Annotated in this window: 13 protein-coding genes and 1 tRNA gene; all 14 read left to right on the top strand. The window is 63.3% G+C overall.

Features of this window, described 5'->3' with window-relative positions; all coding sequences use genetic code 11:
• The coding region (locus DVT68_RS20135) for an EF-Tu C-terminal domain-related protein (protein WP_484488900.1) at positions 1-276 on the top strand (276 nt) is incomplete at its 5' end.
• Positions 277-412: 136 nt separating this feature from the next.
• Positions 413-488, top strand: a tRNA-Trp gene (locus DVT68_RS20130).
• 81 nt (positions 489-569) lie between these two features.
• On the top strand, positions 570-965 hold the full coding sequence (gene secE / locus DVT68_RS20125) for a preprotein translocase subunit SecE (protein WP_114827005.1): 396 nt from the start codon (positions 570-572) through the stop codon (positions 963-965).
• A 9-nt stretch (positions 966-974) separates the two neighbouring features.
• Complete coding sequence (gene nusG / locus DVT68_RS20120) at positions 975-1,535, top strand: transcription termination/antitermination protein NusG (RefSeq protein ID WP_111981395.1); 561 nt, start codon at positions 975-977, stop codon at positions 1,533-1,535.
• A gap of 184 nt (positions 1,536-1,719) precedes the next feature.
• Positions 1,720-2,148, top strand: coding sequence for a 50S ribosomal protein L11 (rplK, locus tag DVT68_RS20115; RefSeq protein WP_114239862.1), 429 nt, complete (start codon positions 1,720-1,722; stop codon positions 2,146-2,148).
• A gap of 3 nt (positions 2,149-2,151) precedes the next feature.
• On the top strand, positions 2,152-2,859 hold the full coding sequence (rplA, locus tag DVT68_RS20110; RefSeq protein ID WP_114827004.1) for a 50S ribosomal protein L1: 708 nt from the start codon (positions 2,152-2,154) through the stop codon (positions 2,857-2,859).
• A gap of 356 nt (positions 2,860-3,215) precedes the next feature.
• Entirely contained in the window at positions 3,216-3,740 is a 525-nt protein-coding gene (gene rplJ, locus DVT68_RS20105) for a 50S ribosomal protein L10 (protein ID WP_114827003.1), read from the top strand.
• Positions 3,741-3,786: 46 nt separating this feature from the next.
• On the top strand, positions 3,787-4,158 hold the full coding sequence (gene rplL / locus DVT68_RS20100; RefSeq protein WP_114239859.1) for a 50S ribosomal protein L7/L12: 372 nt from the start codon (positions 3,787-3,789) through the stop codon (positions 4,156-4,158).
• A gap of 322 nt (positions 4,159-4,480) precedes the next feature.
• A complete protein-coding gene (gene rpoB, locus DVT68_RS20095) occupies positions 4,481-8,638 on the top strand; it encodes a DNA-directed RNA polymerase subunit beta (protein ID WP_114827002.1) in 4,158 nt (1,385 codons plus the stop codon).
• 80 nt (positions 8,639-8,718) lie between these two features.
• On the top strand, positions 8,719-12,933 hold the full coding sequence (gene rpoC, locus DVT68_RS20090; RefSeq protein ID WP_114827001.1) for a DNA-directed RNA polymerase subunit beta': 4,215 nt from the start codon (positions 8,719-8,721) through the stop codon (positions 12,931-12,933).
• Positions 12,934-13,112: 179 nt separating this feature from the next.
• Complete coding sequence (gene rpsL, locus DVT68_RS20085; protein WP_019464011.1) at positions 13,113-13,487, top strand: 30S ribosomal protein S12; 375 nt, start codon at positions 13,113-13,115, stop codon at positions 13,485-13,487.
• A 16-nt stretch (positions 13,488-13,503) separates the two neighbouring features.
• A complete protein-coding gene (gene rpsG, locus DVT68_RS20080) occupies positions 13,504-13,971 on the top strand; it encodes a 30S ribosomal protein S7 (protein WP_102305037.1) in 468 nt (155 codons plus the stop codon).
• 33 nt (positions 13,972-14,004) lie between these two features.
• Complete coding sequence (fusA, locus tag DVT68_RS20075) at positions 14,005-16,122, top strand: elongation factor G (protein ID WP_114827000.1); 2,118 nt, start codon at positions 14,005-14,007, stop codon at positions 16,120-16,122.
• 47 nt (positions 16,123-16,169) lie between these two features.
• The coding region (locus tag DVT68_RS20070; RefSeq protein WP_199536089.1) for a GTP-binding protein at positions 16,170-16,525 on the top strand (356 nt) is incomplete at its 3' end.

The raw sequence follows: 16,525 nt of genomic DNA, 5'->3' as shown, positions 1-16,525 counted from the left end.
GACTTCGAAGCCGAAGTGTACGTGCTGTCGAAGGACGAGGGTGGCCGTCATACCCCGTTCTTCAAGGGTTACCGCCCGCAGTTCTACTTCCGCACGACCGACGTGACCGGCGCCATCGAGCTGCCGGAAGGCGTCGAGATGGTCATGCCGGGCGACAACATCAAGATGGTTGTCACCCTGATCCACCCGATCGCCATGGACCAGGGCCTGCGCTTCGCCATTCGCGAAGGCGGCCGTACGGTCGGCGCCGGCGTGGTGGCCAAGGTCATCAAGTAAGCTGTAGACTGGGAAGTCGCCCGCTCTGCGGGCTGCAAGGATCCGGAACGGGGTGGCCACGGTCACCCGGTTCTTGGGAAGGGGCCGAAGGGCGCCACCTTGCGGCAGCAAGGCGTGCGACTTCACCCATTTTCATACGCCAGTAGCTCAATTGGCAGAGCAGCGGTCTCCAAAACCGCAGGTTGGGGGTTCGAGTCCCTCCTGGCGTGCCATCTTCCCGAGGATCCACGTCGGATGGTGGATGGTATGCAGGCCGTAGCCCGGTCGATGCCTCTCTCATCCGATCATGTCGCATGAATACGAAGGCAGAACCGACCAAGGGCGCCAGCGGCGCCGATATTGCCAAGCTGGTGCTGGCTGTGCTGGTGCTGGCGGCCGGCGTTTTCGCGTATTCGTGGTTCGGGGCCGACGGCTCCGTCCCGCAGTCGGTGCGCATGCTCGGCGTGCTGGTCGCGCTGGTCGTGTCGCTGGCGATCGGCGCCTTCACTGGCCCGGGTCGCCGCGTGCGCGCCTTCCTCGGCGAATCGCAATTCGAAATGCGCAAGGTGGTCTGGCCCACCCGTGACGAGACGCTCAAGACCACCGGCATCATCATTGTCGTGGTGATCGTCCTGTCGCTGCTGCTGGGCCTGATCGATCTGATCCTGAAGTCGGTCGTGCTCGACTGGCTGCTCAAGCTCGGTACGTGAGGTGATGGCATGAGCAAGCGTTGGTATGTGGTGCACGCCTATTCGGGCTTCGAGAACCAGGTGAAGCGCTCGCTCGACGAGCGGATTCGCCGCGCCGGCATGGAAGAGAAGTTCGGCGAAGTGCTGGTGCCGACCGAAGAGGTCATCGAGATGCGCAGCGGCCAGAAGCGCCGCAGCGAGCGCAAGTTCTTCCCGGGTTACGTTCTCGTGCAGATCGAGACGGATACCGAGGGCAAGGCGCCGCGCATCGACGACGAGTGCTGGCATCTGGTCAAGGAAACCCCGAAGGTCATGGGTTTCATCGGTGGCACGGCCGACCGCCCGCTGCCGATCCGCGACTCGGAGGCCGACGCCATCCTGAGCCGCGTCCGCGAAGGCGTGGAGAAGCCCAAGCCGAAGGTGCTGTTCGAGCCGGGCGAAATGGTCCGCGTGATCGATGGCCCGTTCAACGATTTCAACGGCGTGGTCGAGGAAGTCAACTACGAAAAGAGCCGCCTGCGCGTCGCGGTGCTCATTTTCGGCCGTTCGACCCCGGTCGAGCTGGAGTTCGGTCAGGTCGAGAAGGCCTGATTGACGGCCCCGGCACGGGGCTTGCTTAAAACTTGATCAATCTCTATACTGCGCGGTTCACGCTGGGGTCTTTTAGCCCGGCGTGTCCGTGTTTCTGGGGTTCGCGGGATGGCGAGCCTTCCTCTCTCAGGGACGACAACACTGCGAGGAGCCGCAAGGCGCTTGAACTCGCGAGGAAAATCCAATGGCAAAGAAAGTAACTGGTTACATCAAGCTGCAGGTCAAGGCCGGTCAGGCCAACCCGTCGCCGCCGGTGGGTCCTGCCCTCGGCCAGCGCGGCCTGAACATCATGGAATTCTGCAAGGCGTTCAATGCCGCCACGCAGAAGATGGAGCCGGGTCTGCCGATCCCGGTGATCATCACCGCCTATTCGGACCGCAGCTTCACCTTCATCACCAAGACCCCGCCGGCCTCGATCCTGATCAAGAAGGTCACGGGCGTCGCTAAGGGCTCGTCCAAGCCGAACACCGACAAGGTGGGCAAGATCACCCGCAAGCAGCTGGAAGACGTTGCGAAGCAGAAGGAGCCGGATCTCACGGCTGCTGATCTGGACGCCGCGGTGCGCACCATTGCCGGTAGCGCGCGCAGCATGGGCCTGGTGGTGGAGGGTTAAGACATGGCAAAGCTCACGAAGCGTTTGAAGGCCGCTCAGGCCGCAGTGAAGCCGGGCAAGCTGTATGGCCTGGAAGAAGCCCTCAGCATCGTCAAGGACAACGCCAAGGCGAAGTTCGCCGAGTCCGTGGACGTCGCCGTCCGCCTCGGTATCGACGCCAAGAAGTCCGACCAGGGCGTGCGTGGTTCGTCGCTGCTGCCGCACGGCACCGGCAAGACCGTCAAGGTCGCCGTGTTCGTGCCGGCCGGTGAGAAGGCCGAGGCCGCCAAGGCCGCCGGCGCTGACGCCGTCGGTATGGACGACCTGGCCGAGCGCATGCAGGCGGGCGACCTCGACTTCGGTCGCGTGATCGCTACGCCGGACGCCATGCGCGTGGTCGGTAAGCTCGGCCAGTTGCTGGGTCCCCGTGGCCTCATGCCAAACCCGAAGGATGGCTCGGTCACCGCCGACGTCGCCACGGCCGTCAAGAACGCCAAGGCCGGCCAGGTGAAGTTCCGCAACGACAAGGCGGGCATCATCCACGCCACCATCGGCAAGGCCAGCTTCGACGCTGCCCAGCTCGCGGACAACCTGAACGCGCTGGTCAACGACCTGCTGAAGGCCAAGCCGGCCACGGCCAAGGGTCAGTACCTGCAGAAGATCGCGCTGTCGTCCACCATGGGCGTTGGCGTGCCGGTCGACACCTCGACCCTGTCGGTGTCGACCAAGTAAGAGTTGAAGACCCGTGCCGGTTCACACCGGTGCGGGCACGTTTTTGAAGGTAGCCGCGGCTCAACCGCCGCGGCCGCCGTCAAAGACCGCAGGCGCGAATCACGCGCGACGACGACGAGCAGGGAGCTCGTATTGGCAAGGAACCGCCGTCGTCGCACACGAGTTCGCTTAATCGGGTTCGTTCGCGAGCCTGGCCTGCGTAGATGGTGCTGCCCCTTCTGGAATCCTGATGTTCTAGGAATGTTTTCTGGAAAGGCCACCACCCGGGATCGTTGCGATCCCCGACGTCACGGACGGCGTCGCTCAGGACCGCAAGCGGCAGGAGTCGCAAGCGGATTTCAAAGTGGAGGAGTGATATGGCTCTGAATCTCTCTCAGAAGCAAGAAGTAGTCGCCGAACTGGCAGAAGTTGCCGCTAAGGCTCACTCCTTGGTCGCTGTCGAGTATGCGGGCACCACGGTCGAACAGATGACCGCGATGCGCAAGAAGGCCCGTGAATCCGGTGTGTTCCTGAAAGTTGCCAAGAACACGCTTGCTTCGCGCGCCGTGGCGGGTACCGAGTTTGACGTCGTCAAGGACGCCCTGACCGGTCCGCTGCTGTACGCGTTCTCGATGGAGGAGCCCGGCGCAGCCGGTCGCCTGATCAAGGAATTCGCCAAGAGCAACGACAAGCTGAAGGCCAAGGTCGTCTCCGTGGAAGGCAAGCTGCTGCCGGCTGCCCACGTCGACGTGCTTGCCTCGCTGCCGACCCGCGAAGAAGCGCTGGCCATGCTGGCCCGTGTGCTCGCCGAGCCCGCTGCGATGTTCGCCCGCGCCGTCAAGGCCGTGGCCGACAAGCAGGGCGGTGGCGAAGTCGCCGCGGAAGCCACGGCTGAAGCCTAAGTTCGACGCTTATCCAAATCGAATCAATTTCCAGAGGTAAATCAAAATGTCCCTGACCAACGAACAGATCGTTGAAGCCGTTGCCGCCAAGTCGCTCATGGAAGTGATGGAGCTGGTGAAGGCCATCGAAGAGAAGTTTGGCGTGTCCGCCGCTGCCCCGGTCATGATGGCCGCCGGCCCGGCCGCCGCCGGCCCGGCTGCTGAAGAGCAGACCGAGTTCGACGTCATCCTGAAGAGCGCCGGCGACAAGAAGGTCGACGTGATCAAGGCCGTCCGCGCCATCACGGGCCTGGGCCTGAAGGAAGCGAAGGACCTGACCGAAGCCGGTGGCGTCGTGAAGGAAGCCGCTTCGAAGGAAGACGCTGCGAAGTTCAAGAAGGACCTCGAAGCTGCAGGCGCCACGGTCGAACTGAAGTAATTGGCGCTCTTGCGCGCCGGCAGTTTGATCTAGCGTCAAGCAAGCCTGGGGGCGTAAGCCCCCGGGCTTTGCCTGTTGCAAAAGGGTCGCATCGCGCGATGTGGCCTGTAACGACAAAGCGTCATCTTTTTTGGTTCGTGTTTTACGCGTCGGGAAGACAGCACTGAAAGGCCTGCAGACCATCGCCGACCTTTGACTCATGTCCTTTTGACGCATCGACGGGCAGGGCAGCACAACCTGTTCGTCGACCGCAGACACAGCTTTCACAATTCAGCCGGTGTGTGCACCACCGGCGTCACTGCGAACCGAGGCGGTACCCACCATGACCTACTCGTTTACCGAGAAGAAGCGCATCCGCAAGGATTTCGGCAAGCGTCCCCCTGTATTGGGCGTGCCGAACCTGCTGACCATCCAGACCGATTCCTATCGCGAGTTCCTGCAGGAGCATGTCGCTCCCAAGGCCCGCGACGAAAAGGGTCTCCACGCCGCGCTGAAGTCGGTCTTCCCGATCGTCAGCTATTCGGGCAATGCCGCGCTTGAGTATGTCGACTATCGCCTGGGCGAGCCGCCGTTCGACGAGCGCGAGTGTCGCAACCGCGGCATGACCTTCGGCGCGCCGCTGCGCGTGACCGTGCGCCTGGTCATCTATGACAAGGACAGCCCGGCGTCGAAGAAGGCCGTGAAGTACGTGAAGGAGCAGGAAGTCTACATGGGCGAAATTCCGCTCATGACCGACACCGGCACCTTCATCATCAACGGTACCGAGCGCGTCATCGTCTCGCAGCTGCATCGTTCGCCGGGCGTGTTCTTCGACCACGACCGTGGCAAGACGCACAGCTCGGGCAAGCTGCTGTTCTCCGCACGCGTGATTCCTTACCGCGGTTCGTGGCTGGACTTCGAGTTCGACCCGAAGGATGCGCTGTTCACCCGTATCGACCGTCGCCGCAAGCTTCCGGTGACCGTGCTGCTGCGCGCGCTCGGCTACACCAACGAAGAGATGCTCGGCATTTTCTTCGAGCACAACGTGTTCCACCTGGGCAAGAAGGGCGGCACCACGCTGGAACTCGTCGCCGAGCGCCTGCGTGGCGAAACGCTGACCTTCGACCTGGCCATTGGTGACAAGGTGCTGGTGGAAGCCGGCAAGCGCATCACGGCGCGTCACGTGCGCCAGCTCGCCGCTGAGAACATCACTGCGCTGGAAGTGCCGGACGACTACCCGGTCGGCCGCATCCTGGCCACCGATATCGTCGACCCCAAGACCGGCGAACTGCTGGCGCAGGCCAACGACGAGATCTCGGCCGACCAGCTTGAGAACTTCCGCAAGGCCGGCATCGAGGTCGTCCCGACCCTGTACGTCAACGACCTGGATCGCGGCGCGTACATCTCGCACACCCTGCGCATCGACAACACCAAGACGCCGCTCGAGGCGCTGGTGGAAATCTATCGCATGATGCGCCCGGGCGAGCCGCCGACCAAGGACGCTGCGCAGAACCTGTTCTACAACCTGTTCTTCACCTTCGATCGCTACGACCTGTCGGCCGTGGGTCGCATGAAGTTCAATCGCCGCGTGGGCCGCCAAGAGATCGTCGGTCCGGGCGTGCTGTACGACCGCAAGTACTTCGGCGACCGCAAGGAAGAAGAAGCGCAGAAGCTGGTTGCACAGCTGGGCGAGCAGTCCGACATCCTCGACGTGCTCAAGGTGCTCATCGACATCAAGAACGGTCACGGCACCGTCGACGATATCGATCACCTGGGCAACCGTCGCGTGCGCTCGGTCGGTGAAATGGCCGAGAACACCTTCCGCATCGGTCTGGTGCGCGTCGAGCGCGCCGTGCGCGAGCGCCTGTCGCTGGCCGAGTCCGAGGGGCTGACCCCGCAGGAACTGATCAACGCCAAGCCGGTTGCGGCGGCGGTGAAGGAGTTCTTCGGCTCCTCGCAGCTCAGCCAGTTCATGGACCAGAACAACCCGCTGTCGGAAGTGACGCACAAGCGTCGCGTCTCGGCCCTCGGCCCAGGCGGCCTGACCCGCGAGCGCGCCGGCTTCGAAGTGCGCGACGTGCATCCGACCCATTACGGCCGCGTCTGCACCATCGAAACGCCGGAAGGCCCGAACATCGGCCTGATCAACTCGCTGGCCGTGTACGCCCGCACCAACACCTACGGCTTCCTCGAGACGCCGTACCGCAAGGTCGTGGGCGGCAAGGTGACCAACCAGGTGGATTACCTGTCGGCCATCGAAGAAGGCGACCACGTCATCGCGCAGGCGAACTCGCCGCTCAAGGACGGCGCGTTCATCGAAGACTTCGTGTCCTGCCGTTTCCGCGGCGAGTCCGAGCTGCGTCCGTCCGCTGAAGTCGACTACATGGACGTCTCGCCGATGCAGACCGTGTCGGTCGCTGCGGCGCTGGTGCCGTTCCTGGAGCACGACGACGCGAACCGCGCACTGATGGGCGCGAACATGCAGCGCCAGGCCGTGCCGACCCTGCGATCGCAGACCCCGCTGGTGGGTACCGGCATCGAGCGCGCCGTGGCGCGTGACTCGGGCGTCATCGTCACCGCCAAGCGCGGCGGCGTGATCGACCAGGTCGACGCCGGCCGTATCGTGGTGCGCGTGAACGAGGAAGAAGTCGGCGACAACGACGCCGGCGTCGATATCTACACGCTGACCAAGTACACCCGCTCCAACCAGAACACCAACCTCAACCAGCGTCCGCTGGTGAACGTGGGTGACGTGGTGGCGAAGGGCGACACGCTGGCCGACGGTTCGTCGACCGACCTGGGCGAGCTCGCGCTCGGCCAGAACATGCTGATCGCCTTCATGCCGTGGAACGGCTACAACTTCGAAGACTCGATCCTGCTCTCCGAGCGCGTCGTGCAGGAAGACCGCTACACCTCGATCCACATCGAGGAGCTGTCGTGCATCGCGCGTGACACCAAGCTGGGCGCCGAGGAAATCACCGCCGACATCCCGAACGTGGGTGAGCAGGCGCTGGCCCGTCTCGACGAGTCCGGCATCGTGTACATCGGCGCTGAAGTGAAGGCCGGCGACATCATGGTCGGCAAGGTCACGCCGAAGGGCGAGAGCCAGCTGACGCCGGAAGAGAAGCTGCTCCGCGCGATCTTCGGCGAGAAGGCCTCCGACGTGAAGGACAGCTCGCTGCGCGTGCCGCCGGGCATGGACGGCACCGTCATCGACGTGCAGGTCTTCACCCGCGACGGCATCGAGAAGGACAAGCGTGCGCGCCAGATCGAAGAGATGGAGATCAAGCGCATCCGCAAGGACTTCGACGACCAGTTCCGCATCCTCGAAGGCGCGATCTACAACCGCATGCGCACCCAGCTCGTCGGCAAGACCGCGATGAGCGGTCCGGGCGGCCTCAAGCGCGGCGCCGAGATCACCGACGCCTACCTGGACGGCCTGAAGAAGGACGACTGGTTCAAGATCAACGTCAAGGAAGAGGACGTCACCGAGTTCCTCGAGCGCGCCGCTGACCAGATCAAGCGTCACAAGGAAGAGTTCGACAAGCGCTTCAAGGAGAAGCAGGGCAAGATCACCCAGGGTGACGATCTCGCTCCGGGCGTGCTCAAGATGGTCAAGGTGTTCCTGGCCGTGAAGCGCCGCATCCAGCCGGGCGACAAGATGGCCGGTCGCCACGGTAACAAGGGTGTGGTGTCCAACGTAGTGCCGGTGGAGGACATGCCGTTCTCCGAAGACGGCACCTCGGTCGACATCGTGCTGAACCCGCTGGGCGTGCCGTCGCGTATGAACATCGGCCAGATTCTGGAAGTGCATCTTGGCTGGGCCGCGAAGGGCCTGGGCAAGAAGATCCAGAAGATGCTCGAGGCGCAGGCCAAGATCGCGCAGATCCGCGAGTTCCTCGACCAGGTGTACAACCACCACGTCGCGGGCGCCGTGCAGCATGTCGACCTGAAGTCGTTGACCGACGAGGAAATCCTCGCCCTGGCCAACAACCTGCAGGAAGGCGTGCCGATGGCCACCCCGGTGTTCGACGGCGCCGAGGAAACCGAGATCAAGGCGATGCTCAAGCTCGCCGATCTGCCGGAGTCTGGCCAGACGACGCTGTACGACGGCCGCACTGGCGAGGCGTTCGATCGCCCGGTCACCGTTGGCTACATGCACTACCTGAAGCTGAACCACTTGGTCGACGACAAGATGCACGCGCGTTCGACTGGTCCGTACTCGCTCGTCACGCAGCAGCCGCTGGGTGGTAAGGCGCAGTTCGGCGGCCAGCGCTTCGGTGAAATGGAAGTCTGGGCGCTGGAAGCCTACGGCGCGGCTTACACCCTGCAGGAAATGCTGACGGTGAAGTCCGACGACGTGCAGGGCCGTAACCAGATGTACAAGAACATTGTCGACGGCAACCACGAGATGGCGGCGGGCATGCCGGAATCCTTCAACGTGTTGGTGAAGGAAATCCGCTCGCTCGGTATCGATATCGATCTGGAAGAAGTGAAGTGAGTTGAGGAGGTAACGAGGAGCACTCCTCGTTACCTCTGACTGATTCTCCATTCCTTATTCCCGATCTCTCGGAGACATCCATGAAAGACTTGCTCAATCTTTTCAACCAGCAGCGCACCGCGCCTGACTTCGATGCGATCAAGATCGCTCTGGCTTCGCCGGAGCTGATCCGCTCCTGGTCGTACGGCGAGGTGAAGAAGCCGGAAACGATCAACTACCGCACCTTCAAGCCCGAGCGTGACGGCCTGTTCTGCGCCGCCATCTTCGGCCCGGTGAAGGACTACGAGTGCCTGTGCGGCAAGTACAAGCGCATGAAGCACCGCGGCGTGGTGTGCGAGAAGTGCGGCACGGAAGTGACGCTGGCCAAGGTGCGTCGCGAGCGCATGGGCCACATCGAGCTCGCCTCGCCGACCGCGCACATCTGGTTCCTCAAGTCGCTGCCGTCGCGCATCGGCCTGATGCTGGACATGACCCTGCGCGACATCGAGCGCATCCTTTATTTCGAAGCCTTCGTGGTCATCGATCCGGGTCTGACCGCGCTCGAGCGTGGCCAGCTGCTCAGCGAAGACCAGTACCTGGAAGCCGTGGAAGAGCACGGTGACGAGTTCGATGCCCGCATGGGCGCCGAGGCCGTCTACGAGCTGCTCAAGTCCCTGGACCTCCCGGGCGAAGTCGTGCGCCTGAAGGAAGAGATCGCTTCCACCAACTCCGAGACCAAGCTCAAGCGCCTCACCAAGCGCGTGAAGCTGATCGAGGCGTTCCTGGAGTCGGGCAACCGTCCGGAATGGATGGTGCTGACCGTGCTGCCGGTGCTGCCGCCGGACCTGCGTCCGCTGGTCCCGCTGGACGGCGGCCGTTTCGCCACGTCCGACCTGAACGACCTGTACCGTCGCGTCATCAACCGCAACAACCGCCTGCGTCGCCTGCTCGAACTCAATGCGCCCGACATCATCGTGCGTAACGAGAAGCGCATGCTGCAGGAATCGGTCGACGCGCTGCTCGACAACGGCCGCCGCGGTCGCGCCATCACCGGCACGAACAAGCGCGCGCTGAAGTCGCTCGCCGACATGATCAAGGGTAAGCAGGGTCGCTTCCGTCAGAACCTGCTCGGCAAGCGCGTGGACTACTCCGGTCGTTCGGTGATCGTGGTCGGTCCGACCCTGCGCCTGCACCAGTGCGGTCTGCCGAAGAAGATGGCGCTTGAGCTGTTCAAGCCCTTCATCTTCGCCAAGCTGCAGGCTCGCGGCGAAGCCACCACCATCAAGGCTGCCAAGAAGCTCGTCGAGCGCGAAGAAGGCCAGGTGTGGGACATCCTCGAAGAGGTGATCCGCGAGCATCCCGTGCTGCTGAACCGCGCGCCGACGCTGCACCGTCTGGGCATCCAGGCGTTCGAGCCGAAGCTGATCGAAGGCAAGGCCATCCAGCTGCACCCGCTCGTGTGTACCGCGTTCAACGCGGACTTCGACGGTGACCAGATGGCTGTGCACGTGCCGCTGTCGATCGAGGCGCAGCTCGAAGCGCGCGCTCTGATGATGGCGACCAACAACATCCTGTCGCCCGCCAACGGCGAGCCGATCATCGTGCCGACCCAGGACGTGGTGCTCGGTCTGTACTACATGACCCGTGAGCTGGTAAACGCCAAGGGCGCCGGCATGGTGTTCTCGGGCATCGGCGAAGTGCGCCGCGCCTACGACAACCGCGCCGTGCAGCTGCACGCCAAGGTCAAGGTCCGCATCAGCCAGGTGCAGATCGACGAGGACGGCGGGCACACGGAGCGGACCGAGCTGGTGGATACCACCGTCGGTCGCGCGCTGCTGCTCGAGATCATGCCGGAGGGCCTGCCGTTCGCGCTGGCCAACACCGAGCTGACCAAGAAGAACATCTCGCGCCTGATCAACCAGTGCTACCGCCGCCTGGGTCTGAAGGAAACGGTCATCTTCGGCGACCAGCTGATGTACACCGGCTTCCGCTTCGCCACCCGCGCGGGCATCTCCATCGGCATCGATGACATGATCATCCCGGCCGAGAAGAAGCCGATCCTGGAAGAGGCCGAGAAGGAAGTCGTCGAGATCCAGGAGCAGTACCAATCGGGTCTCGTGACCGCCGGCGAGCGCTACAACAAGGTGGTCGACATCTGGTCGCGCACCAACGAACTCGTCGCCAAGGCGATGATCGACGGTATCGGTACCGAGAAGGTCACCGATGCCGAAGGCAAGACGGTCAACCAGAAGTCCATGAACTCGCTGTACATCATGGCCGACTCGGGCGCTCGTGGTTCGGTCGCCCAGATTCGTCAGCTGGCCGGTATGCGCGGCCTGATGGCTCGTCCGGACGGCTCGATCATCGAGACGCCCATCAAGGCGAACTTCCGCGAAGGCCTGAACGTTCTGCAGTACTTCAACTCCACCCACGGCGCCCGTAAGGGCCTGGCGGATACGGCGCTGAAGACCGCGAACTCCGGTTACCTGACCCGTCGCCTCGTCGACGTGGCGCAGGACGTGGTGATCACTTCGCACGATTGCGGTACGGACGACGGCGTCACCATGCAGCCGATCGTGGAAGGCGGCGACGTGGTCGAGCCGTTGCGCGACCGCGTGCTCGGTCGTGTGGCGCTGGAAGACGTGTACGGCCCGGGCGAAGACAACGAGCCGATCGTCACCCGCGACACGCTGCTGGACGAAGCCCTGGTCGAGAAGCTCGACAAGGCCGGCGTGCAGTCGATCAAGGTCCGTTCGCCCATCACCTGCGCCGCCGATCATGGCGTCTGCGCACTGTGCTACGGCCGCGATCTGGCCCGTGGCCACCTGGTGAACATGGGTGAAGCCGTGGGCGTGGTCGCCGCGCAGTCGATCGGTGAGCCGGGTACCCAGCTGACCATGCGTACGTTCCACATCGGTGGCGCCGCGTCCCGTGCCGCTGCCGTGGACAACGTGACGGTGAAGACCACCGGCACGCTGAAGTTCAACAACCTCAAGACCGTGCAGCACGCCCAGGGCCACCTGGTGGCGGTGTCGCGTTCGGGCGAACTGAGCGTCATCGACGCCAACGGCCGCGAGCGCGAACGCTACAAGGTGCCTTACGGCGCGACCATCACGATCAAGGACGGCGACCCGGTCAAGGCCGGCCAGGCCGTGGCCAACTGGGATCCGCACACCCACCCGATCGTGTCGGAAGTGGCCGGTACCGTGCGCTTCATCGACTTCATCGATGGCGTCACCGTGCAGAGCCAGACCGACGAACTGACCGGCCTGGAGTCGGCGGTGGTGACGGATCCGAAGCGCCGTGGTACGGCCGCCAAGGACCTGCGCCCGATCGTGCGTCTGGAAGACGCCAAGGGTCGCGAGCTGAAGCTGCCGGGCACCGACGTGCCGGCGCAGTACATGCTCCCGGCGGGCGCCATCGTGTCGATCCAGAACGGCGCCGAAGTGGGCGTGGGTGACGTGGTCGCCCGTATCCCGCAGGAAACCTCCAAGACCCGCGACATCACGGGTGGTCTGCCGCGCGTGGCCGACCTGTTCGAAGCGCGCAAGCCGAAGGAACCGGCGATCCTCGCCGAGCGTTCGGGTGTGATCAGCTTCGGCAAGGACACCAAGGGCAAGCAGCGCCTCATCATCAAGGACGTGGACGGCAACGAGCACGAGGAGCTGATTCCCAAGTGGCGTCAGGTCATCGTGTTCGAAGGCGAGCACGTGGAGAAGGGCGAAACCGTGGTGGACGGCGAGCCCAGCCCGCACGACATCCTGCGCCTGCTGGGTGTCGAGCCGCTGGCTTCGTACCTGGTCAAGGAAATCCAGGACGTCTATCGCCTGCAGGGCGTGAAGATCAACGACAAGCACATCGAAGCGATCATTCGCCAGATGCTGCGCAAGGTCGAGATCACCGACCCGGGCGAGAGCCACTACCTGCGCGGTGAGCAGGTCGAGCGCGTGCGCATCAATGGCGAGAACGAGCGTGCGATCAAGCGCGGCGAGCGTCCGGCGGAATTCCAGTCGGTGCTGCTGGGCATCACCAAGGCCTCGCTGGCCACGGAATCCTTCATCTCGGCGGCGTCCTTCCAGGAAACCACCCGAGTGCTGACGGAAGCCGCGGTACGCGGAACGCGTGACACCTTGCGTGGCCTGAAGGAAAATGTTATTGTCGGCCGTCTAATTCCGGCGGGTACGGGTCTGGCGTATCACGCGTCGCGTCATCGCCAGGGCGGTCTGACCGCCTCGGAGCTTGAAACCCTCTCCGGCTCCGCTTCATCGGCCTCCTTCGCGGAAGCCACCACCGGTAGCGACATTGGTGTGGAGTAAGCCCCTCACGGGTTCTACTCGCTGACATACGAAATGAGGCGCAAGGATTGCGCCTCGTGTTCGGGCTATGGACGGCAGGGCGTCAGCTTGTCTGTGACAGGCTGCCCATGTTAAATTCCCGCTTCTTGGCAGACCGAGCCGGTTCGGTCTGCCTTTATGTTTCTCAGGAACTGCTTCAGATGACGACAGTCAACCAGTTGGTTCGCAAATCCCGTAGCCCGAAGACCTACAAGAGTGCTTCGCCGGCTTTGCAGAACAGCCCGCAGCGTCGTGGCGTGTGCACGCGCGTCTATACCACCACCCCGAAGAAGCCGAACTCGGCCCTCCGTAAGGTCGCCAAGGTGCGCCTGACGAATGGTTACGAGGTGATCAGCTACATCGGTGGCGAAGGTCACAACCTGCAGGAGCACTCCGTGGTCCTGATCCGTGGCGGCCGTGTCAAGGATCTGCCGGGTGTGCGTTACCACACCGTGCGCGGCAGCCTCGACTGCGCCGGCGTCACCAAGCGCCGTCAGTCGCGCTCCAAGTACGGCGCCAAGCGCCCGAAGTCCTGATCGTTAGGAATTAACTATGTCGCGTAAAGGTTCCCATCCCGCCCGTCTGATCCTGCCGGATCCCAAGCACGGCAGCCAGCTGATCGCTCGCTTCATCAACATGGTGATGAAGAGCGGCAAGAAGTCGGTCGCAGAAAGCATCGTCTACGGTGCGCTGGCCCATCTTGGCGAAAAGAACGCCGAGCCGGTGCAGCTCGTCGAGAAGGCCCTGAACAACATCGCCCCGGCGGTTGAGGTGAAGTCCCGCCGTGTCGGCGGCGCCACCTACCAGGTGCCGGTCGAAGTGCGTCCGGGTCGCCGTATGGCGCTCGCCATGCGCTGGGCCATCGATTCCGCCCGCAAGCGCGGCGAGACCTCGATGCCGCGCAAGCTGGCCGCAGAGCTGCTCGAGGCTTCGGAAAATCGCGGTGGCGCGATCAAGAAGCGCGAAGAAACGCATCGTATGGCCGAGGCCAACAAGGCCTTCTCGCATTACCGCTGGTAAGCAGTACAGCTAGAACTTTCAGAGGTTAAGACCGTGGCACGCACCACTCCTATCGAGCGCTACCGCAACTTCGGCATCATGGCCCACATCGATGCCGGCAAGACCACCACCACGGAGCGCATCCTGTTCTACACCGGCGTCAGTCACAAGATTGGCGAGGTGCACGACGGTGCGGCGACGATGGACTGGATGGAGCAGGAGCAGGAGCGCGGCATCACCATCACGTCGGCGGCAACGACGGCGTTCTGGAAGGGCATGGATCGTTCCCTGCCCGAGCACCGCTTCAACATCATCGACACCCCAGGCCACGTGGACTTCACCATCGAGGTGGAGCGTTCGCTGCGCGTGCTCGACGGCGCGGTGTTCGTGCTGTGCGCCGTGGGCGGTGTGCAGCCGCAGTCTGAAACCGTCTGGCGCCAGGCCAACAAGTACAAGGTGCCGCGCCTTGCGTTCGTCAACAAGATGGACCGCACTGGCGCGAACTTCTACAAGGTCGTGGAGCAGCTGAAGGCTCGTCTGGGCGCCAACCCGGTTTCGATGCAGGTGCCGATCGGAGCCGAGGACAACTTCGAGGGCGTGGTCGACCTGCTCAAGATGAAGTCCATCATCTGGGACATGGAATCCCAGGGCATGAAGTTCGAGTACCAGGACATCCCGGCGAACCTCGCGGACAAGGCTGCTGAAGCCCGTTCGTACATGGTCGAGTCGGCTGCGGAAGCGTCCGAAGAGTTGATGAACAAGTACTTGGAAGAGGGCGACCTCACCGAGGAAGAGATCATCGGCGGTCTGCGTGCGCGCACGCTGTCCAGCGAGATCATTCCGGTCTTCTGCGGTACCGCGTTCAAGAACAAGGGCGTGCAGGCCATGCTCGACGCCGTGGTGAACCTGCTGCCGTCGCCGATCGACCGTCCGCCGGTGCAGGGCGTGGACGATGACGAGAAGGAAGCCACCCGTACGGCTGACGACTCGGCGCCGTTCTCCGCGCTGGCGTTCAAGATCATGACCGACCCGTTCGTGGGCTCGCTCACGTTCTTCCGCGTCTATTCGGGCACGCTCAATGCGGGCGACCAGGTGTACAACCCGGTCAAGTCCAAGAAGGAGCGCATCGGCCGCATCCTGCAGATGCACGCCAACGAGCGTCAGGAAATCAAGGAAGTCCGCGCTGGCGACATCGCCGCGGCGGTCGGCCTGAAGGACGTGACGACCGGTGACACGCTGTGCTCGCAGGATCACATCATCACTCTGGAGCGCATGACGTTCCCGGAGCCGGTGATCTCGATGGCGGTCGAGCCGAAGACCAAGTCCGACCAGGAAAAGATGGGCATCGCGCTGGGTCGCCTGGCTGCCGAAGATCCGTCGTTCCGCGTGCGTACGGACGAAGAATCCGGCCAGACCATCATTTCGGGCATGGGCGAGCTGCATCTGGACATCCTCGTGGACCGCATGAAGCGCGAGTTCAACGTGGAAGCCAACGTCGGCAAGCCGCAGGTGGCCTACCGCGAAACGATCCGCAGTTCGGACGTCAAGTCGGACTACAAGCACGCCAAGCAGTCGGGCGGTAAGGGTCAGTACGGTCACGTGGTGATCGAGCTGTCCCCGATGACCGAGGAAGAGCGCAAGGGTGATGGCGTCAAGGACGATTTCCTGTTCATTAACGACATCACCGGTGGCGTGATTCCGAAGGAATTCATTCCGTCCGTTGAAAAGGGCCTGCGCGAAACCATCACCAGCGGTCCGCTGGCTGGGTTCCCCGTGGTGAACGTGAAGGTCAAGCTGGTGTTCGGCTCGTACCACGACGTCGACTCGTCCGAAATGGCGTTCAAGCTCGCCGCTTCGATGGCGTTCAAGCAGGGCTTCGCCAAGGCGTCGCCGGTGCTGCTCGAGCCGATCATGAAGGTCGAAGTGGTGACGCCGGAAGATTACGTCGGTGACGTCATGGGCGACCTGAGCCGCCGTCGCGGCCTGCTCCAGGGCCAGGACGACACGCCGTCGGGCAAGACCATCAACGCGATGGTTCCGCTGGGTGAGATGTTCGGTTACGCGACGACCATTCGTTCGCTGACCCAGGGTCGCGCCACCTTTACGATGGAGTTCGACCACTACGCTGAAGCGCCGAACAACATCGCTGAGCAGGTCATGAAGAAGGCCTGATAAGGCCTCCTTCCTCCAACTACCGTTCTTTTTTTGAGGTTTAAGTCATGGCAAAGGGTAAATTCGAACGCACCAAGCCGCACGTCAACGTCGGCACGATTGGTCACGTGGACCACGGCAAGACGACGCTGACGGCCGCACTGACCAAGGTCGGCGCAGAGCGCTTCGGTGGCGAATTCAAGGCGTATGACGCGATCGACGCGGCGCCGGAAGAAAAGGCTCGTGGCATCACGATCTCGACCGCCCACGTCGAATACGAATCGCCGAACCGCCATTACGCCCACGTGGATTGCCCGGGCCACGCCGACTACGTGAAGAACATGATCACGGGCGCGGCGCAGATGGACGGCGCGATCCTGGTGTGCTCGGCCGCTGACGGCCCGATGCCGCAGACCCGCGAACA

Origin of the sequence: Dyella solisilvae (assembly GCF_003351225.1) — a bacterium.
Lineage (GTDB): Bacteria > Pseudomonadota > Gammaproteobacteria > Xanthomonadales > Rhodanobacteraceae > Dyella > Dyella solisilvae.
The sequence above is the reverse complement of the archived record's forward strand: the minus strand, read 5'-3'. Positions and strand labels throughout refer to the sequence as shown.